The organism is Streptomyces sp. V1I1 (assembly GCF_030817355.1).
Lineage (GTDB): Bacteria > Actinomycetota > Actinomycetes > Streptomycetales > Streptomycetaceae > Streptomyces.
The window spans coordinates 5,634,163-5,653,681 of the sequence record NZ_JAUSZH010000001.1 but is presented as its reverse complement, the minus strand read 5'-3'; the positions used below and the strand labels follow the sequence as shown (position 1 = coordinate 5,653,681).

The following is a 19,519-nucleotide window of genomic DNA, read 5'->3' as shown; positions in this document are numbered from 1 at the left end:
CCGCGGTCAGGGCGAGGGCTGAGCTCCGGGCGCAAGCGAGCCGCAGAGCGCCGCTGTGGCCTGGCCCGTCGCATACGGGTCGGTGCCCGCCGGGCCGCCCGCGGTCGCCCGCTCGCCGGCGAGCAGCGGACGCAGTGTGCCGGACGCGTCCGCGGAGCAGGCCTGCGGGCCGGCCTGGACATAGCTGACCAGCAACTCCGCGCGGTGCTGGTTCAGATCGTCCCGGTCGAAGCGGAAGTGCAGCTCACGGCGGACGGTGAACAGCGAGGCCGGCCCGCTCGCGCCGACCGGCCGCAGTGCATAGGCGAAGGTGTGGTCCGACGTCACCTCCAGGGCGTCGGGCCCCGCCTCGGCTACGCGCAGCGTTCCCTGCACCCGCACCTGAGGGTCAGCCAGCGCCACTTTCGCCGCGTCGTAGCGCACCAGCCAGCCGGTGGCGGCATGGCGGCCGTCGGCGGCCGGGGTGGCCATGCTCCGGTCGAACTGCTCCAGTTGGTCGGGGTCGAGCAGCACCCGCACCGGCCGCACCGCACCGCCCGTGAGGACATCGGGGTTGAGGGAGGACTGCACGAGGTAGTCCTTCGCGGTGGTCAGGGCCGTCATCACCTGGCCCTCGGAGAAGTTCTTGGTGCGCTGGGCGGCGGGCAGATTGATTCCCGAGGCTCCGATACGGAATTGCGCGGCGGGGCTGTGCGCATACAGGTCGGCGGGTGTGCCGCCCGGGACCGGGCCCTGCGGAGCCAGCGGGATCACCGTGATCCGCAGCGGCTCGGCGTGCTTGACGGCCGGTGCCTGGTACGGATGCCGGATGCCCAGGTATATGGCCGTTCCGAAGGCCATCGCGACCAGCAGGATGAGCACCAGGAACTGTTTGGAACCCCTTCTGCCACCCCAGGCGGGGAGGCTGCGCACGGCTCGCGCGTGCTCGCCCATCCGCTCCTGCGCCGAGAACTCCTGAAGCCGGGCAGCCCGCACGAACGATTCGTCGAAGACGACGGATCGGTACTCGTCCTCACCACCGCCGGGGAGTCCCTCGGGTGTCCCCTCAGGCGGGTCTCCGCGCCCAGCCATACTTTCAGGGTAGGTCTGGCGGGGCTGCGGTAAACGCGCTGGTGCGCGACAAACTCCGACGAGTTCTTACGTGGCCATCCAAGGGCCCGTGGAGCAGTCGTCCAAGGGCCCGTGGAGCGGTCGTCCAAGGGCCCGTGGAGCGGTCGCTCAAAGCTCCGTGGAGCAGTCGCGCCAGGGCCCTGGAGCGGTCGTCCGATGGGATTGCAGACCCGGCGTACAGGGGGGCGCACAAGGGGGCGTACAGAGCCTGCTCAGGGGGTGCGGGGGTCCGCCGAAACCGGCGGCGCGGAGTACTCCGCGGAGGCCGAGGGCCCGCCCACCCGGGCCGTGGCAGAGCCGGCTGTGGGTGTGGCGTCGACGCCGGTGGTGGCGGGCGGCGGGACCCGGTCCTGGCGGTTGCCCGCGGCCCCGCGGTAGACGGCCGTGAAGGCGAGGGCGACCATCCCGATGCCCATCAGCAGGGCGAGGATCCAGGCCACCGGCCGGTGCCAGCGGGCGCTGCCGCGGTAGGGGCGCAGGGCGCCGCCGTGCCGGCCGTAGGGCCCGGAGTACTCGTCGTCGGGATCCGTGCCGTCGTCATCGTCGTCGTACGACCGTTCCCGGCCGTATCCCCCGCCGGGGCCGTATCCCTCGTCGTAGAGCTCCCCGTCGGGCACCCCGCCGCGGCGTCTGCCACGTGCGGCCTCGGCCTCGGCGCGGGCCTGGGCGGCAGCCAGCAGCCGCTCGACGGCGGTCGGCTCATGGATCTCGGCGGCCCGTACGAAGTCCTCGTCGAACACCACGGAGGCGAAGTCCTCGTCCGCGCCCCCGCGGTCGTCGTCGGGCTCCCAGCCGTCCGGAAACGGCTTGCCCCCCACGTCGTCCGGCACGCCTTCAGAGTAGACCGGGCCAGTCGGTTTGGGCAGAGAGAGCGTGAACTCTCCCTGCCCGAGTGACGCCCCGCACAGCCCCCTTGACGATCACCGAGTGTGACCGTCCCCTGTCACGATGTACTTCGTCGAGGTCAGCTCCGGCAGACCCATCGGGCCGCGCGCGTGCAGCTTCTGCGTGGAGATTCCGATCTCGGCGCCGAATCCGAACTGGCCGCCGTCCGTGAAACGCGTGGACGCGTTCACGGCGACCGTCGTGGAATCGACCAACTGGGTGAACCGGCGGGCCGCCGCCTGCGAGGTGGTGACGATCGCCTCTGTGTGCCCGGAGGACCAGAGCCGGATGTGCGCGACGGCCGCGTCCAGGGAGTCGACGACCGCGGCGGCGATGTCGTACGAGAGGTACTCCGTCTCCCAGTCCTCGGCCGTGGCTGCCACGATCGCGGCCTTGGTGGCGTCGGCGTACTCCAGCACCCGCTCGTCGCCGTGCACCTTCACCCCGGCCTCGGCCAGCGCGTCCAGCGCGCGCGGCAGGAATTCGGCCGCGATGTCCTGGTGGACCAGGAGCGTCTCGGCTGCGTTGCAGACGCTCGGCCGCTGCGCCTTGGAGTTGATCAGGATGTCGACGGCCATGTCGAGATCGGTCTGGGCGTCCACGTAGACATGGCAGTTGCCGGTGCCGGTCTCGATGACCGGGACGATGGACTCCTCGACGACCGTACGGATCAGGGACGCGCCGCCGCGCGGGATCAGGACGTCCACCAGGCCGCGGGCGCGCATCAACTCCCGTACGGAATCGCGGCTTTCACCGGGTACGAGCTGCACCGCGTCGGCGGGCAGGCCGGAGCCGCCGACCGCGTCCCGCAGGACCTTCACCAGCGCGGAGTTGGAGGAGTACGCAGAGGAGGAGCCGCGCAGCAGCACCGCGTTGCCGGACTTCAGACAGAGCGCGGCGGCGTCCACGGTGACGTTCGGCCGGGCTTCGTAGATGATCCCGACGACTCCGAGGGGGACGCGGACCTGGCGCAGGTCGATGCCGTTGGGCAGGGTCGAGCCGCGCACCACCTCACCGACCGGATCGGGCAGCGCGGCCACGTCCCGGACGTCGGCGGCGATGGCCCGCACCCGCTCCGGGGTCAACGTGAGCCGGTCGATGATCGACTCGCTGGTGCCGGCCTCCCGGGCGCGCGCAATGTCCTCGGCGTTGGCCGCGACGATCTCGCTCGTACGGACCTCGAGCGCGTCCGCGATCGCCAGCAGCGCGTCGTCCTTCGCCGACCGCGGCAGCGGCGCGAGGTCGGCGGCGGCGCCACGGGCCCGGTAGGCGGCCTTGGCGACCGGGGAGAGGTTGTCGTACGGCGAGAGCGAGGTCATACCCGCAGGGTAATGGCCTCCCTGCGGGCGTCCATCACGTATCCCGCACTACGAGACGGAAGTGAGACGGAAGGGGCGGGAGGAGTTCAGACGGAAGGGGCGGGAGCGGTCCAGCACAAGGGCTCAGAAGGGGTGTACGCCCACCGGGGCGGCCGGCGGCGGGCCGTAGCCCTCCGCGATGCGCTGGTGGTACGTCTGGCGGTCGATGACCTCCAAGCCCACGATCTCCCACGGCGGCAGCTGGGCGCTGGAGCGGTGCTCGCCCCACAGCCGCAGCGCGACCGCAGCGGCGTCGTGCAGGTCCCGCGCCTCCTCCCAGTAGCGGATCTCCGCGTGGTCGTTGGCGTACCGGCTGGTCAGCAGGAAGGGGTGGTCGTGCGCGAGCTGCTCCAGACCGCGCCGGACCTCCTTCAGCGGGGCTTCGGCGCCGGAGACGCTGAGAGTGATGTGCCACAGCTTCGACTGCACACGCTCTTCGCCGCGGGTATCCGTCTCCCTGGCCGTGTCCGTGCCGTGACCCGCCTGGCCGTCGTCGAAGTCCACTCCCGCTCCGACGCTGGTCAGAGCTCGTTCCTCGCCCACGGCCCTGCGGCCGTGGGAGATGCCCCCCGTCCCGCGGGGCACATCCCCTGGGCGCGCTCGTCGCACCGGCGGCCTCCTGTTGCGTGTGTCGTGTTGCTGTACCCCGCCATTCCTCCGCAACAAAGTTGACCAGTCCCGGACGTAGCGTGGGGCGCTTTTGGTGAAGGTCTCTGCGAGAAGACTGGACTTTCAGCCGTTTCAGGGGTGCAAGACGACCAGATCGTCCCTGTGTACGACCTCCCGCTCGTACTCCGGGCCTAGTTCCTGGGCGAGTTCCCGGGTGGAGCGGCCGAGGAGCTGCGGGATCTCCTTGGCGTCGAAGTTGACGAGCCCGCGGGCCACGGCGTGGCCCTCGGTGTCGCGCAGTTCGACCGGGTCCCCCGCGCTGAATTCGCCCTCGACCCCGGCGATCCCGGCTGGCAGGAGCGACTTCCTGCCGTGCACCACGGCCCGTACCGCGCCGTCGTCCAGGGTCAGAGAGCCTTGCGGGGTGGAGGCGTGGGCGAGCCAGAGGAGCCGGTCGGCGGAGCGGCGCCCTGTGCTGTGGAAGTACGTGCCGGTGGCGCGGCCCGCGAGGGCGTCGGCGGCCCGGACGGCGGAGGTGAGGACGACGGGGACGCCGGCGGCGGCCGCGATCCTGGCCGCCTCGACCTTGGTGACCATGCCGCCGGTGCCGACGCCGGCCTTGCCCGCGCTGCCGATCTGTACGTGGGCGATGTCGGCTGGGCCGCGTACCTCGTCGATCCGGGAGGCGCCGGGCTTGGCAGGGTCCCCGTCGTAGAGGCCGTCGACGTCGGAGAGGAGAACCAGCAGATCGGCCCGTACGAGATGGGCGACGAGGGCGGCGAGACGGTCGTTGTCGCCGAACCGGATCTCGTCCGTGGCCACCGTGTCGTTCTCGTTGACGACGGGGACGGCGCCCATGTCGAGCAGCTGGTCCAGCGTCCGGTAGGCGTTGCGGTAGTGGGCGCGGCGGCTGGTGTCGTCGGTGGTGAGGAGCACCTGGCCGACACGTACGCCGTAGCGCGCGAAGGAGGCGGTGTAGCGGGCGACGAGGAGGCCCTGGCCGACGCTGGCTGCGGCCTGCTGGCGGGCCAGGTCCTTGGGGCGGCGGGCCAGGCCCAGTGGCGCGAGGCCCGCGGCGATGGCCCCGGAGGAGACCAGCACTATCTCCTTCTCGCCGCCGCTGCGGACCTTGGCGAGCACGTCGACGAGGGCGTCGACGCGGTCGGCGTCGAGTCCGCCGGCCGCGGTGGTCAGGGAGGACGAGCCGACCTTGACGACGATCCTGCGGGCTTGCGTTACCTGCTGTCTTGCGACTGTCACAGAGCCGAATCTATGTCAGGGCGCGCGGTGGGCGCTCGGCCATTTCACTCGCTGGACAGCGGGCCGCCGGCTGTCGCGGCCGGGTCGCCGCACCCCGCGAATCGGAGCGAACGGCCTCCCTAGGGGCCCGCCTTGGCGGCGCCGCCGACGGGACACCGGCCCCGCAGGGCCCGTGCGGCGCTACACCGCCGTACGGGCCCTGAGCAGCAGGCGCCGTACGTACCTGCGCAGCCGGCGCAGCACCCGCCTGCCGAAGGGCACCTTCCGCTTCACCACGGGTGCGAGCAGCGCCTCCTTCAGCAGATCCGGCCGTCCCCAGGCGACACAGGTGAGCCGCCGCCGCTCCCTGCCACCCAGCCGCCGCGCCACAGTCGGCGTCCAGTACGCGTCCATCAAGGGCGCTGCCAGCTCCAGCTTGTGGAGCAGGATCTCTTCCTTCTGCTTCAGCACGACGGGACCGAACTGCGGCAGCAGCGTCACCAGGAACGGCCTGACCATCAGCTGGTCCCGCTTCGGGCCCGGTGGTTCGTGCTCGGCTATCAGCTCCATCAGCACCCGCGCCGAGTGGAAGCGCAGCGTGTAACTGCCGCTCTTGGTCACCTGTTTGCCGTCGTCGCGGCCGACCAGGTAGTAGCAGGTGTAGTCGGCGACCACGGAGACGCCGTTGCCCCGCAGATACGCCTCCATGGTGAACAGCGCGTCCTCGCCGGTGTGCATGGTCTCGTCGAAGCGCATGCCCAGCCGTACGAGAAGTTCGCGCCGGAAGAGCTTCTGCGCGCTCAGCGTGAACTTGACGTTGGAGGCGTAGATGTCGGCGCGCTCGACGTTCTTCGCCCACATCGACTTGGCGGCGTTGCGGTTGACACCCTTGATCTTGCCGAGCACCACATCCGTACCGGCGCGGTCGGCCATCGCGACCATCCGCTCCAGCGCCTCTTCACCGAGATAGTCGTCGGCGTCGAGAAAGAACACATACCGGCCACGCGCCAGCGACAGCCCGACATTACGCGGACCACCGGGACCACCGGAGTTGGCCTGCCTGACCACCCGCATCGGGACCTTGCTCCCCGCCGCGAACTCCTCCAGATACTCCCCCGTGCCATCGGTCGAGCCGTCGTCCACAGCCACAATCTCGATCCGGTCGGCACCAATGCTCTGCGCCTCGACCGACTCCAGACACCGCACCAGATACGGCATGGCCTCATAAGCCCCGATGATCACGCTGACATCGCACATGGACACTCCGGCAGTTTTGCGCGAGGAAGATCGCGCCATGCTGCCCTGTCCGTGTATCCCCCGTGTGTCGGACGCGACACGGCACTGAAACCCGGCGTGGAGTCCCGGCATGGTGCAGGCGCGCGGCACGCGCGGGCGTGTCAGGCCCCGCGCCGTGGTGCAGGCGCGCGGCGCGGCGTGGGGGGCGTCAGGCCCCGCGCCCCAGCCCGCGCAGCGCCCGCCGGGCCCGCCGCACCGCGCGCCTGGCGAACGACGCACCGTCCTGGCGGCCGGGCGCGACAGGCGACGGCAGAGGTGTGACGCGTTCCCCGCCGACCTGTTCGACCACGCGCACCTCGTAAACCGCGTCGGGCAGCCCCTCCGTCCCGTCCCCGAAGTGCGGATACGCGAGATACCTGCGCCCGTCGCGCTCCACGACCTCGGCTGCGGTCCCGGCCCGCTCGAATACCAGCACGTCCCTCAGGAGATCGAAGTGTCCCAGCGCGGCGCTGGTGAGCCGCAGTCGCTCGCCGACCTTGAGGCGCTTCGCCAGACCCTCGGTCCAGTACGTCTCCATCAGCGGTGCCACGAGCGCGAGTTTCTCCCGGCCCCTCTCCTCCGGCTGCTTCAGGACGATGGGGCCCAGCTGGGGCAGCAGCGAGGTCGCGAAGGGCCTGACCATCAGCAGGTCACGCCGGTCACCAGGCGGCACATGCGCGGCGATCAGCTTCATCAGGGCGTGCGCCGCATCGATGATCGCGGCGTGGTCGACGCCCTTGGTGACGTGTTTGCCGTCGTCGCGGCCGACCAGGTAGTAGCAGGTGTAGTCGGCGATCACGGAGACGCCGTCGCCCCGCAGATACGCCTCCATGGTGAACAGCGCGTCCTCGCCGAGGCGCATGCCTTCGTCGAAGCGCAGGTCGTGGCGTACGAGAAGCTCGCGCCGGAAGAGCTTCTGCGCGCTCAACGTGAACTTGACGTTGGAGGAGAAGACGTCCGTACGCTCGGCGCTCCGGTGGTACATCGACTTGGCCGCGCCGCGGTTGACACCTTCGATCTTGCCGAGCACCACATCCGTACCGGCGCGGTCGGCCATCGCGACCATCCGCTCCAGCGCCTCTTCACCGAGATAGTCGTCGGCGTCGAGAAAGAACACATACCGGCCACGCGCCAGCGACAGCCCGACATTACGCGGACCACCGGGACCACCGGAGTTGGCCTGCCTGACCACCCGCATCGGGACCTTGCTCCCCGCCGCGAACTCCTCCAGATACTCCCCCGTGCCATCAGTCGAGCCGTCGTCTACAGCCACAATCTCGATCCGGTCGGCACCAATGCTCTGCGCCTCGACCGACTCCAGACACCGCACCAGATACGGCATGGCCTCATAAGCCCCGATGATCACGCTGACATCGGGCTCGTTCGCGTTCATGGCCCGCCATCCTGTCGTTGTTACGCGGCGGACGCCAAAACAGGTCAGCCTGCGACCGGCGAGTCCAGCCCGGTGACCGCGGTGTCGGTGTCCCCGGCCACGGTGTCCTCACCCACGTCGTCCAGGTCCCCCTCCAGGTCGACGAGCTGCTGACCGGCCCCGGCGTTGCGTGCTTCGGACCGGGCCGCCAGCGCCGCCACGGCGGCGTTGAACTGCTCGATGGAGGTGGGTTCGTCGGGCCCGAGCAGATACCTCTTCAGCTCGCGCCGTGCCTCGGCGAGGGTGTCCGCTGCCGGGTCGGCGACGGCGGCCAGCAACTCACCCAGTTCCTCAGCGCTGTTGGAGAGGATGACCGCGGCCCGTACGGCGGTGTTCTGCCGCCTGAACTCCTCGGCACCCACCTCCGCCGAGTCGGTCACGGCGTACGGCTTGCCGCTCGCGATGAAGTCCGAGACCACGCTGGAGATGTCGGACACCATGCCGTCCGCCTCGTTGAAGCAGTCGTACAGACGCGGCTCGGTGCCGGTCACCGTCTTGTGCTGCCACCAGCCGAACGAGTTCCAGTAGGCCTCGTTCCACTCCGCGCGCAGCTTCTTGATCTCTTCGAGGCGCTGCGGGTCCGCGAGCGAGACCCGTGACGTCTCCGACTCGTCGCCACCCGGCCGGCCGGGCTTGGACAGCTCGGCCAGCCGCGCCTCGACCCGGGCCAGGGCCGCCCGTGCGGCGGCCTGGTCGGCCTGTGCCGCGGCCGCCTCCTTGGCCCAGCGGGGCTCGGCAGCGCGCTCGGCGGCGGCCTTCTCCACCAGCGCCATGATGCGCGTGTGGACGGCCTTGGCCCTGGCGCTGCGGGTGCCCGTGAAGGGGTGCGGCTTGTAGATCAGCCGGACCGGCTGCTCGGCGTTGAGCAGCCGCTTGACGATGTTCTCGCCGGCCAGCAGCAGGGAGGTGTTGCCGGGGTTGTCGTCCCAGCCCTCCCAGGTGGGGGCGTACAGGATGGTCGGGATCGGGTTCTTCGGGGCGCCGGTCCAGGAGGCTATGGGGGCCAGCTGGGGGCGGCCGACCTCGACGATGTCCTCGTCGCGCACGCCGACGTCGGCGAGGGCGTAGCGGTCACGGCCGGCCCGGCCGGCCGTCCACACCTCGTCGTACACCTTGCTGAACGGGTTGACGCTGGCCATCTTGTCGCTGTCGCCGTGCCCGATGAAGACATGCTTCATGGTCGGTACGCGCAGCATGTGGATGTTCTTGCCGACGTTGGCCGGGTACAGCGTCACCCGGACCGTGGAGAGGTCCATGTTCATCAGGTGGATGCCGCCGGGCACACAGATGACCGGCACCGAAGTCGCCTCCAGCTGCGGCACGATGTAGCGCTCGCGGAGGATGATCACCGCCCGGGCATCCAACTGCTCCAGCGTCTCCATCCACATCTTCACCTGGTACGCCGACTCCTTGGAGCCGGAGAAGTACATGGCCACGGTCGGCCGGTACTCGCGCAGCCAGCGGTCGACGCCCTTGAGTACCTGGGGCGCGGTCGGTACGCGCCTGTTCCGCCGGATGTACCGGAAGAGGGCGCCGGTGTAGAGGACCGCCAGGCCGACGGCGACGCCGATACCGACGTACGCGAAGACGTTCTGGTGCGTCCGGGCGGCGATCAGCACACCCGCCACGGCCGGGATGTCCAGGTGGAGCAGCTTCTCCGCGGACCGGCGCAGCAGGGCCCTGGGCGGGGCGTCCGGGATCTTGAGGCCTTGAAGATCGACGTTTCGCGTGACCACCGGCATGGTGCGGCGCAGCTTGATCAGGGTGGCGAGGGCTCCGTTCGGGGCCTGGAGGCCGAAGAGGAACAGGAAGCCGCCGACCGCCACATAGAAGAGGGTCTGCTCAGCCAGGTTCAGTCGGGCCAGCAGCAGGACCAGCAGCAGCTGACGCACCAGGAAGCGCATCGGCAGAGCGAACTTGATCTTGTTCAGCCTGTTGACGAGATAACTGCCACGCCGATGCAGGTACCAGTCCGCGGCATAGGTCACGACGGCGGCCGCGACGAAGCCCCAGAAACTCGGAATCAGCGCGGCGAGCAGCGCGCACGGAAAGCCCAGTCCCAGAAGGACTGCGGCGACCAATTCTGATCCACTGCCCACGCGGGCCAGGCGAATGGCGGTCGAAATCACGAAGAACCTGCTCCAAGGGGTGCCGGTTTACCACTTTAAGATGCAAACGCGAAGTATAAGCTTCACGAATTGAGGCCTCCGTGCTCGCGTTATGGCGACCACAGAGGCCCAACAATTTAATTGTTGCCGAATATTACACGTCTTCCTGGCGGTCCAGGACGGATGCCAGTGCCTGCTCGAACCCCGATGCTTCGGTCGCCTCGCGGGTCGGATCCTGCTGTCGTACGTCGATGACATGACCGGTCAGCTCGGAGAGCAGAACGTCCAGAGAGGTCCTGGCCACAGCCTCGGAGGAGAGCAGCGAGCCGGTGGGCTCCTGGCCGAAGGCCTTAGTGCGCATGGGGGTCGCCGTGCGCTCGGGATTCACGCAGTTGACGCGAATTCCGTCGGCCGCCCATTCGTCGGAGAGGGCCTGGGTGAGGTTGACCATGGCCGCCTTGGTCGACGAATAGAGGCTGTACTCGGCGCGCCCGCGGGTGTAGCTGGAGGAGGTGTAGAGCAGCAGCTGCCCCTTGGTCTCCGCCAGGTACTTGTACGAGGCGCGGGCGATCTGGACGGGCGCCAGGTAATTGACGTTCAACGCCTCCTGGATCGTCGTGTTGTCCGTCTCCGCGAGCTTGCCGATGCGCAGCACACCCGCGGTGTTGATGACGTAGTCGATCCGGCCGGTCTCGGAGTACGCCTTGGAGAGCGCGTCGTCGACGTGCTCCGGGTTCTCCACATGCGTGCCCGTGGTGGAGCGGCCCAGCGCGTAGACGTTCGCGCCGTACTCCTTCGCCAGCGCGGCGATGTCCGCGCCGATGCCGTACGAGCCGCCGAAGACGACCAGCGTCCGGCCCGCCAGCAGCTCGCGGTAAGCCGCCTCGTCCGCCTGGCGCGGAGACGCGGTGGTGGCCAGCTGGAAGAGCTTGTCGGCGATGAAGACGTCGACCGGCTGGGTCACCTTCATGTTGTACTCGTCGCCCGCGACGACATAGATCGGCACGTCCGGCAGATACTTCAGCACCACGGAACAGTCGTCCGTGGCCTGGAAGTTCGGGTCGCCGGCCGCGATCTCGTACGCCCTGCGGATGGTGGAGAGCTTGAACGCCTGCGGCGTCTGGCCGCGGCGCAGCCGCGAGCGGTCCGGGACGTCGGTGATGAACTCGCCGTCCTCGCCGTGGGTGCGGGTCACGATGATCGTGTCCGCGGACGGGATGGCGACGTCGACGGCCTGATAGCGCTCAAGGGCGTCAACACACCCCTGGATCACACGCTGTGACAAAAGCGGACGGACGGCGTCATGGAAGAGGACATTGCGGTCCTCCCCCTCGGCGAGTCCCTCACCGAGCGCGGCGATGGCCCGCTCGGTGGTCTCGTTGCGCGTGGAGCCGCCCTCTATGACCTTGGTGACCTTGGTCAGTCCGGCCTTTGCGATGATCTTCTCCACGTCGGGCACAAAACCCGGCGCCATCAGCACGATCACGTCGTCGATGGACTCGGCCTGCTCGAAGATCGTCAGCGTGTGCTCGATGACAGCCTTGCCGGCGATCTTCAGCAGCTGCTTGGGGATCGACAGACCCACGCGCTGGCCGGTGCCACCGGCGAGCACGACTGCTGTGGTTCGGGGCTTGACTATGTGCTGCACAGACACAGACGACCTACCTTGCGGGGGCGGGGGAACATTCCGATGGTTGCACTCTCAGTTACCGTCTCGCAAGGCGGGTGTCTTCCACTCCACACCACGGCGCAACCTGCCGTTTGCCTTGTCATCAGGCCAATCCGGTCGCACACAACGATTGACCAAGTGACCGAGACCACACGAACAAGCGGAAGCAACCACTCCTCCAGGCAAAGGCCGACAGGAGTTGACCCACGGAATTCACGTGCGGGAAATCTCTACAGATCAACCACGTTGAGAGCGAGATCGTTGGAGTCCGTGTAGAAGAAACGCACTCGGACTCTCTTCTTGGGCCTTCTGAGGACCTTCTTGGCGACAGAGCGGGCGAGGCTCTCCTTCCTCTTCTTGGGCAGAATAGTCAACGGATAGTTGTAGATGTCCTTCTTCATGACGACGTCGTCCAGCACCCGCCCGATCTTCGCCGGTTGAGCATCCGGCGCGTAACGGAGCAGGGCGTCCCACACATCGTGCGCGGTGGCCTGGTGCGCGGCCGGCTGAGCACAGGGGACGGTGAAGTGGAAGACATGCGCATCCTCCCACCGCCCGGTGATGGTCAGTTCACGCGCCGGCCTGCCGCGACGGCGCAGCACGAGCACGGGGTCACCGGTCGGGGCGGCGCCGATCAGGCGGCCCGACAGCGTGACCTTCTTGCCTGCGAGCCGCACATCCGCGGCCTCCGCGTGCACCGGCCGGACCCAGGACCGCAGGACGAGCGTGCCCTTGGTCTTGTCGGCGTACGGCACGAGGTTACGGACGGCCTCGCCCGCCACCAGCCGCTCCGCGGCGTGCATGGCGCCGCGCTGGTCGACATTGCGGCTGCCGAGCCGTGAACGCGCACCGGTGGCCGCCATCTCGGCGAAGAGCTCCCAGACACCCTCGCCGAGCTGCTCACCGGCCGGGATCGTGACGGATCCGTCCGGCCCGAACGCGAACGTACGGACCTCGGTGCTGCCCTCCGTACGTACACACATCAGCCGCAGCCCGGCCTCGTCGGCCGACGGGCGCGGGCTGACCAGGGTGAGGACCAGCGCGCCGTCCGCGGCCACCACACAGTCGGCCACCGGCGCGAACTCCGGCACGGAGCCGCGCGGTGACGTGCCGGCAGCCAGTTCCTCGAAGAGGTTCTCGTACTCCTTGACGACCTGGGAGGGGTCGAAGCGGCGGGCGCTCTCCCGCGCGGCCGCACCCAGCTGGCGCCGCAGCGCCTCGTCGTCGATCAGCTTGAGCAGCGCGTCGACGATCGCTTTCACATCGCCGACCGGGACGAGGACGCCGTCCTCGCCGTTGTTGATGATCTCGCGCGGCCCGTAGTCGCAGTCGGTGGAGATCACCGGCAGACCGCAGCGCATGGCCTCGACGAGCGTCATGCCGAACGACTCGTGGCGCGAGGTGGAGACGGCGATGGCGCCCTTGGCCCACTCGGGTTCGATGGGTGAATGCGGCCCCATGAGGTGGACCTTGTTGTAGAGGCCCATCTTCAGGATCTGGTCGCGGAGCCCGGGGCGTCGGTCGCCGCCGCCGTAGATGCGCAGCACCCAGTCCGGGCGTACGGCCGTGACCTTGGCGAAGGCGTCGATCAGGACGTTGTACTGCTTCTCCGTCGCCAGCCGGCCGGCCGCGACGACGGTGTTGCCCGTCCCGTCACAGGGGGCGACCTGCGGCTCGGGAACACTGTTGGGGATGGCCAGCACCCGGGTGCTGGGCAGCGGCATCTTCTCCCGCCACACCTTGGCGTCACCCTCGGAGACCGCCACAAAGGCGTCGATCGCGGCGAGATGCTCGTACATCTCGGCACGCAGCGCCGCCTTGTGGTGGTTGTGCGTCATGTGTTCCTGGCCGATGCGGACCGCGCCGGCCGGGGCGAACTGCGCGACGTACGCGACGAGTCCGGGCCGGGTGCCGACGACGACGTCCGCGTCCGAGGCTGCGTAGTGCTCGCGGACGCGGTCGTCGGTGAGCCGGCTGTACTCCTTGTAACGCGCCTCGTTCTGCGGGAAGAACGTCGCGGGCTGGAGCTGGAAGGGGTGCTCCTTCTCGTTCGTCGGCGAGTTCACCCGGGTGTCGACGAGAGGTACGACGGTGATGCGCGGGTCGATGGAGAAGAGCGGGACGTCGCGGTGCCGGAAGACCGAGACGATCTCAACCTCGTGGCGGTTCACAAGCTCTTCGGCGAGGTTGAGCGTGGTGCGGATCGTCCCGCCAATACCGTAAACGGTATGGATGAGGAAGGAGATCTTCATCGGCCCTCGGTGCTCCGTTCAACTGAGACTCGGGAGGCGAACGGGTAGTCCCCGTAACGCCACACGCCAGTCAGACGAGTCCGGGAGCCCGGAGGTTGCCCCTGATCCATGTATTTAGCCGGATCAGGGGACACAGAACGGGACAAAATCGCCATAATCACAATGTGCCTCGTCCCGAGGCCTACGGCACACCAGCGCCGGCCACGGACACCACCCCGCGGCCGGGCACCGTCCTAGAACGGGTCGAACTCGTCGTACTCCCGCTGCGCCTCGTCCCGCTCCGCGTCGCGGTCCTTGCGCCGCTGCGCCGCCGGACGCGGGGCCTCCAGGCGGTGGTCCTCACCGCGGCGGCCGAGCATCTCCGCGCCCGCCATCATCGTCGGCTCCCAGTCGAAGACGACCGCGTTGTCCTCGGGACCGATGGCCACGCCGTCGCCCGCGCGGGCGCCGGCCTTCGTCAGCGCATCCTCGACCCCGAGGCGGTTGAGGCGGTCGGCGAGGTAGCCGACGGCCTCGTCGTTGTTGAAGTCGGTCTGGCGGACCCAGCGCTCCGGCTTCTCGCCGCGCACCCGGAACAGCCCGTCCTCCTCCTGCACGACCGTGTAGCCCGCGTCGTCGACCGCCTTCGGGCGGATGACGATTCGGGTCGCCTCCTCGACCGGCTTGGCCGCGCGCGCCGCTGCGATGATCTCGGCCAGCGCGAAGGAGAGCTCCTTCAGGCCCGTACGAGCGATGGCGGACGCCTCGAAGACGCGGTAGCCGCGTGCCTCGAGATCCGGGCGGATCATGTCCGCGAGGTCCTGGCCGTCCGGGATGTCGATCTTGTTGAGGACGACGATGCGCGGGCGGTCGTCCAGGCCGCCGTACTGCCGCAGCTCCTCCTCGATCACATCGAGGTCGGAGACCGGGTCGCGGTCGGACTCCAGCGTCGCGGTGTCCAGGATGTGCACGAGCACCGAGCAGCGCTCGACATGGCGCAGGAACTCCAGGCCGAGGCCCCTGCCCTGGCTGGCGCCCGGGATCAGACCGGGGACGTCGGCGATGGTGTACACGGTCGACCCGGTGGTGACCACGCCCAGGTTCGGCACGAGCGTGGTGAACGGGTAGTCCGCGATCTTCGGCTTGGCCGCGCTGAGCACCGAGATCAGCGAGGACTTGCCGGCGCTCGGGTACCCGACCAGCGCCACGTCGGCGACGGTCTTGAGCTCCATGACGACGTCACGCGCCTCGCCCGGCTCGCCGAGCAGCGCGAAGCCGGGCGCCTTGCGGCGGGCGGAGGCCAGCGCGGCGTTGCCGAGGCCGCCGCGGCCGCCCTGGCCGGCGATGAAGGTGGTGCCCTGGCCGACCAGGTCGGCGAGCACATTGCCCTGCTTGTCGAGGACGACGGTGCCGTCGGGCACCGGCAGGACCAGGTCCTGGCCGTCCTTGCCGGAGCGGTTGTCACCGGCGCCGGGCTGACCGTTGGTCGCCTTGCGGTGCGGGCTGTGGTGGTAGTCGAGCAGCGTGGTCACCGACTGGTCGACGACCAGGATGACGTCACCGCCACGGCCGCCGTTGCCGCCGTCGGGGCCGCCCAGCGGCTTGAACTTCTCCCGGTGAACGGAGGCGCAGCCGTGGCCTCCGCTACCCGCGGCGACGTGCAGCTCGACGCGGTCCACGAAGGTGGTCATGGGTGTGCCTCCAGATTGGGGTCTCCCCGGCCGGAGGCTGGGGAAGTACGTACGAAATGTCTTAGCTTCAACACGCGAAAGGCGGACCCACTTCCCCAACGGGAAGTGAGGTCCGCCCTCGCAAAGATCCGATCAGGCGACCGGAACGATGTTCACGACCTTGCGGCCACGGTGCGTGCCGAACTGCACCGCACCGGGCTGCAGCGCGAACAGGGTGTCGTCGCCACCGCGACCGACGCCCGCACCCGGGTGGAAGTGGGTGCCGCGCTGGCGGACCAGGATCTCACCGGCGAGAACGACCTGACCGCCGAAGCGCTTCACGCCGAGCCGCTGAGCATTGGAGTCGCGACCGTTCCGAGTGGACGATGCGCCCTTCTTGTGTGCCATGTCTCCTCAGTCCCTTACTTCGCAGCCGTGGGGATACCGGTGACCTTGATCGCCGTGTACTGCTGGCGGTGACCCTGGCGACGGCGGTAGCCGGTCTTGTTCTTGTAGCGAAGGATGTCGATCTTCGCGCCCTTGTGGTGGTCCACGACCTCGGCCGTGACCTTGATACCGGCCAGCACCCACGGGTCGCTGGTCACGGCGTCGCCGTCGACAACGAGCAGGGTCGAGAGCTCGACCGTGTCGCCAACCTTGGCAGTGGGAATCTTGTCAACCTCAACGATGTCGTCAACAGCAACCTTGTGCTGACGACCACCGCTGCGCACGATGGCGTACACGCGGATCTCACTCTCGCTCGGAACGGATCCCCTGATGCCAGCCGCTCGCACAGGCCGAAGCCTGCGACGATCCGGAAGGATGAGCGGCCTCTCCCGACCGGCAGAACCATCGGGAGGGAGTTGCTCAGGGGTGGGCGTGCATGGAAACACACCGAGGGTCAAGGTTACGGGGCCCGGCTTGAGGGGTCAAACCGGGTAGGCGCCATGAATCCCTGGTGGATGTCCGCCGTGGCCTGTTGAATGTGCGCTCGTGCCCCTGCGCTCCCTGATCACCATGCCTCGCATGCTCCGCCACGGCTCGGCCGTGGGCGCTGATCTGCCGCCCGACGAGGCCGTAACCGTCGATGCCGTCGCCGACCCCGCCCTGCGGGCCGCACTGAGTGCCGCCGCGGCCGGCGACGCCGCTCCGGCCCGCGAGCTGCTGGCCGAGACCCGGCTCGGCGCCCAGTGGGAGCGCCGCAGTGTGTGCGTCTCCGAACTCGCCGAGTGCGCGCTGCATAGCCCGGGCTGGCTGGAGGGCTGGCTGGCCGCTTCGCCCGAGGACCCGGACGCGGTGCTGGTGAAGGCGGATCTCTGTATCCAGCAGGCCTGGGAGATACGTACCGGCTACCGCGCCAGACATGTGTCCGAGGACCAGTTCCGGGCCTTCTTCACGCTCCTCGATGATTCGGTTCCGGTGATCTCCGCCGCGGCCCGGCTCAACCCGACCGACCCGGTGCCGTGGGAGGTCGCGCTCACGCACGCACGCGGCATCCAGGCGCCCCGGGATGTATTCGACGCGTACTGGGCGGAGGCCGTGGCCAGGGCCCCGCACCACTACGGCTGCCATGCCACCGCGCTGCAGTACCTGTGCGACAAGTGGTACGGCTCGCACGAGGAGATGTTCGCCTTCGCCGAGCAGGCCGCCGAAGGGGCGCTGCCCGGCTCGAAGCTGCACGCACTGCCGCTGATGGCCGCAGTGGAGTACGAGGTCGTCTCCGCCGACTCCACCGCGGACGGCCCGATCGACCGCGCCCGCATCGAGGCGGCAGTCGCCCGCGCGCTGGAGCTCTCCAGCTGGTACGAGCCGGGCGACCCCGACGCCGCGGGCTTCCGCAATCACCTGGCACTGATGCTGATCTTCGCCGAGCGCTGGACCGAGGCACTGGAGGTCTTCCGGGCGATCGGCGTGCACGCGCGCAGCTTCCCGTGGGGGTACGTCGGCGAGGCCCGCAAGGAATTCCTTGAGTTCCGCCTGGGCGTACGGATGCAGGTCGCGTCGCAGACCCCGTTCTTCGGCCGCCCGCCACAGCCCGCGACGCCTGCGGCCGCCGTCCCCTCCGTCCCGGCGCCGCGCTCGCTCGCGATAGCCGCTGCCCCGCCGCACGAGGTCGCCGAGGCGGCGCTGATGTGCGGCGTCTCGCTGCGGATCGCGCCCACCCCCTCGCCGTACCGGATGAGCTACGTCGAGCTCGTCCCCGACCCGTCCCCCGGAAGACGGGCGACCCTCGCGGCCGGTGAGGAGCTGCTGACGGCCGCCGCGGACAACTTCACCACCGGAGAGAAGTGGCCCGCCCTGGTGCTGCGCCGCACCGCCGACCGCCACGGCTTCACCCTCTTCCACAAGGGCAAGCCGGTCGCCTCCCATCTGTGGGACCCGGCAGCCCCGGTCACCGACCACGCGGAGGCCACAGCCACCGCGCAGGCCCTCGCCGCCGTCTTCCCGGTGCCGGACCCGCGCCCGCTCGTCACGCTGCTGCGCGGCACGAACGACCCGGCCCGCCGCCAGTCCGAGCTGGTGACCGTGCTCAGACTGCCCCCGCTCCCGGACGGCTTCGGCGAGCGCGACGAGATCCTGGCCGGGCTGGACGGTGCCCAACTCCTGGCCCGGCGCGGGGTGTTCAAGGGCATCCGCGACACCATGTCGACGGACCTGGGCACTCCGGCCCTGCCGATCCCTCGGCCGCGGCGGTGGTGGGTGCTGCGGATCGTGGCGCTGGCGATCCTGGTCCCGGCGGGTGTGTACGGCTGGCTGTCGCCGGAGGTGAGCTGGTACCGGACGCTGGTGCCGACGGCGGCGTCACTCTTCTACGCGCTCCAGCTGAGGAAGGCCTGGGCGCAGCGGCGCTGAGCGGGCGGTTGGCCTTCAAGGCGATCGTGATGGATGTGGACAACGAGGAGGACCGCCGCCCGGAACTCGGGCGACGGTCCTCCGTAATGGTGCAACTGCGTTTGGCTCAGGACGTCCGGAATCGCTCGGCAGTAACGCAGCGCGTCAACTGGCTCACTCTTCACCTCGGAGAGCCGCACTCACGTCTTTCCGAGAGCAGACCTTGGCCAGCTGTACACAGAATTCGAGGCTGCGGTCGTTCATCGCAGAGGTCACGATTCCCGACTCCGCGAGCTGTACGGCATCGTCGAACCAAGCAATATCCTCTTGCGTCGAGAATTCGCCACCGGCACCACTCCCTGCAATCCGATCAAGAACACAGAGTGCGTCAAAGGCTCTCTCCGTGGAGTACGCCATCGAGTCCACAGACCCGTTGCGCGTACCGCGGATTCCGAACTCGATGGCCATATCCATGAGCCGCCGGATTTCGTGGCCCTGACCGAACGGCGGCTTTTCTCCGGCTCCACGAGCGGGAGGGAGCACATGGGCGAAGTAGTCGGCCATCTTCGCATCATGATCCGACTCACGCAGGGCCGACAGCAAACGATCCGATCGACTCTGCTTGCCTCTCAGTGCCGCGAGCAAGGGCTCGGAGCGGATGAGCGCGAGCCACAGCCATGCGTTCCTGGCCGGACGGGGAATATTCTCGACGAGCTGCCGCCTTTGCCTCATGAACTCAGGGAACACAACCCTGTGTTGCTCGCCGATCATCGAGATCCGCGAAACGTGCTCGTCGATGAACGTCCAGAACCGCGCAGCTGCTCCCAGCCTGACAGGCCCGGGCATGTCCGCAGCGCAGAAGGATGTCACCGCCAGCGTCCTGGGCCCCAGAACGCCGACTTCGAACGACATGCCACTGGCCAACTGACTGAGGTCCTGCGTGCTCAGCGCACGCAGCCCCTCACTGGACACGTCTCGGAGCGTATGGAGCAGCCATTCCGTCCGAGCCCGCCCGTCTTCGACAACCTCGTCCGGCGGCCAGGATGCAACGCCGATTTGCACAGCGTCAAAGCTGTCCCAGTCGAAACCCATGGTTACATC

General features: G+C 69.0%; 15 protein-coding genes. 1 reads left to right on the top strand and 14 read right to left on the bottom strand.

Annotation, left to right across the window (positions count from 1 at the left end; all coding sequences use genetic code 11):
• Positions 1–6: 6 nt before the first annotated feature.
• The 13 genes from QFZ67_RS26470 to rplU all read right to left on the bottom strand — a co-directional run bounded on the left by QFZ67_RS26470 (position 7) and on the right by rplU (position 16,329).
• The gene (locus tag QFZ67_RS26470) at positions 7–1,071 is read right to left on the bottom strand and encodes a hypothetical protein (protein WP_307663565.1); all 1,065 of its coding nucleotides are present in this window, start codon (positions 1,069–1,071) and stop codon (positions 7–9) included.
• Between the two features lie 251 nt (positions 1,072–1,322).
• Positions 1,323–1,940 (bottom strand): hypothetical protein, encoded by a 618-nt coding sequence (locus QFZ67_RS26465; RefSeq protein ID WP_307663564.1) that lies wholly within the window; start codon positions 1,938–1,940, stop codon positions 1,323–1,325.
• Positions 1,941–2,030: 90 nt separating this feature from the next.
• The gene (locus QFZ67_RS26460) at positions 2,031–3,314 is read right to left on the bottom strand and encodes a glutamate-5-semialdehyde dehydrogenase (RefSeq protein WP_307663563.1); all 1,284 of its coding nucleotides are present in this window, start codon (positions 3,312–3,314) and stop codon (positions 2,031–2,033) included.
• A 123-nt stretch (positions 3,315–3,437) separates the two neighbouring features.
• Positions 3,438–3,962, bottom strand: coding sequence for a hypothetical protein (locus QFZ67_RS26455; protein WP_307663562.1), 525 nt, complete (start codon positions 3,960–3,962; stop codon positions 3,438–3,440).
• Between the two features lie 132 nt (positions 3,963–4,094).
• Positions 4,095–5,222, bottom strand: coding sequence for a glutamate 5-kinase (gene proB, locus QFZ67_RS26450; protein ID WP_307663561.1), 1,128 nt, complete (start codon positions 5,220–5,222; stop codon positions 4,095–4,097).
• A 180-nt stretch (positions 5,223–5,402) separates the two neighbouring features.
• The gene (locus QFZ67_RS26445; protein WP_307663560.1) at positions 5,403–6,458 is read right to left on the bottom strand and encodes a glycosyltransferase family 2 protein; all 1,056 of its coding nucleotides are present in this window, start codon (positions 6,456–6,458) and stop codon (positions 5,403–5,405) included.
• A gap of 187 nt (positions 6,459–6,645) precedes the next feature.
• Positions 6,646–7,869 (bottom strand): glycosyltransferase family 2 protein, encoded by a 1,224-nt coding sequence (locus QFZ67_RS26440; protein ID WP_307663559.1) that lies wholly within the window; start codon positions 7,867–7,869, stop codon positions 6,646–6,648.
• A gap of 44 nt (positions 7,870–7,913) precedes the next feature.
• The gene (locus QFZ67_RS26435; protein ID WP_307663558.1) at positions 7,914–10,007 is read right to left on the bottom strand and encodes a hypothetical protein; all 2,094 of its coding nucleotides are present in this window, start codon (positions 10,005–10,007) and stop codon (positions 7,914–7,916) included.
• 163 nt (positions 10,008–10,170) lie between these two features.
• Positions 10,171–11,670 (bottom strand): bifunctional cytidylyltransferase/SDR family oxidoreductase, encoded by a 1,500-nt coding sequence (locus QFZ67_RS26430; RefSeq protein ID WP_307663557.1) that lies wholly within the window; start codon positions 11,668–11,670, stop codon positions 10,171–10,173.
• Between the two features lie 245 nt (positions 11,671–11,915).
• The gene (locus QFZ67_RS26425) at positions 11,916–13,937 is read right to left on the bottom strand and encodes a glycosyltransferase family 4 protein (RefSeq protein ID WP_307663556.1); all 2,022 of its coding nucleotides are present in this window, start codon (positions 13,935–13,937) and stop codon (positions 11,916–11,918) included.
• Positions 13,938–14,170: 233 nt separating this feature from the next.
• A complete protein-coding gene (gene obgE, locus QFZ67_RS26420) occupies positions 14,171–15,607 on the bottom strand; it encodes a GTPase ObgE (RefSeq protein ID WP_307663555.1) in 1,437 nt (478 codons plus the stop codon).
• A 132-nt stretch (positions 15,608–15,739) separates the two neighbouring features.
• Complete coding sequence (gene rpmA, locus QFZ67_RS26415; RefSeq protein WP_307663554.1) at positions 15,740–15,994, bottom strand: 50S ribosomal protein L27; 255 nt, start codon at positions 15,992–15,994, stop codon at positions 15,740–15,742.
• Positions 15,995–16,008: 14 nt separating this feature from the next.
• Positions 16,009–16,329, bottom strand: a complete 321-nt coding sequence (rplU, locus tag QFZ67_RS26410; RefSeq protein WP_223774625.1) for a 50S ribosomal protein L21 — start codon at positions 16,327–16,329, stop codon at positions 16,009–16,011.
• A 283-nt stretch (positions 16,330–16,612) separates the two neighbouring features.
• On the opposite strand from rplU, the gene QFZ67_RS26405 reads away from it, so the two are divergent.
• Entirely contained in the window at positions 16,613–18,439 is a 1,827-nt protein-coding gene (locus tag QFZ67_RS26405; RefSeq protein ID WP_307663553.1) for a hypothetical protein, read from the top strand.
• A gap of 153 nt (positions 18,440–18,592) precedes the next feature.
• Here QFZ67_RS26405 and QFZ67_RS26400 read toward each other — a convergent pair whose 3' ends face one another.
• A complete protein-coding gene (locus QFZ67_RS26400) occupies positions 18,593–19,510 on the bottom strand; it encodes a hypothetical protein (RefSeq protein WP_307663552.1) in 918 nt (305 codons plus the stop codon).
• Between the last annotated feature and the right edge of the window lie 9 nt (positions 19,511–19,519).

Excerpts from the sequence above, each read along its gene's own strand:
- QFZ67_RS26460 (WP_307663563.1), bottom strand. The coding sequence starts at position 3,314 with ATGACCTCGCTCTCGCCGTACGACAACCTCTCCCCGGTCGCCAAGGCC.
- QFZ67_RS26470 (WP_307663565.1), bottom strand. The coding sequence starts at position 1,071 with ATGGCTGGGCGCGGAGACCCGCCTGAGGGGACACCCGAGGGACTCCCC.
- QFZ67_RS26405 (WP_307663553.1), top strand. The coding sequence starts at position 16,613 with ATGCTCCGCCACGGCTCGGCCGTGGGCGCTGATCTGCCGCCCGACGAG.
- QFZ67_RS26440 (WP_307663559.1), bottom strand. The coding sequence starts at position 7,869 with ATGAACGCGAACGAGCCCGATGTCAGCGTGATCATCGGGGCTTATGAG.
- QFZ67_RS26425 (WP_307663556.1), bottom strand. The coding sequence starts at position 13,937 with ATGAAGATCTCCTTCCTCATCCATACCGTTTACGGTATTGGCGGGACG.
- rpmA (WP_307663554.1), bottom strand. The coding sequence starts at position 15,994 with ATGGCACACAAGAAGGGCGCATCGTCCACTCGGAACGGTCGCGACTCC.
- QFZ67_RS26400 (WP_307663552.1), bottom strand. The coding sequence starts at position 19,510 with ATGGGTTTCGACTGGGACAGCTTTGACGCTGTGCAAATCGGCGTTGCA.
- QFZ67_RS26445 (WP_307663560.1), bottom strand. The coding sequence starts at position 6,458 with ATGTGCGATGTCAGCGTGATCATCGGGGCTTATGAGGCCATGCCGTAT.
- obgE (WP_307663555.1), bottom strand. The coding sequence starts at position 15,607 with ATGACCACCTTCGTGGACCGCGTCGAGCTGCACGTCGCCGCGGGTAGC.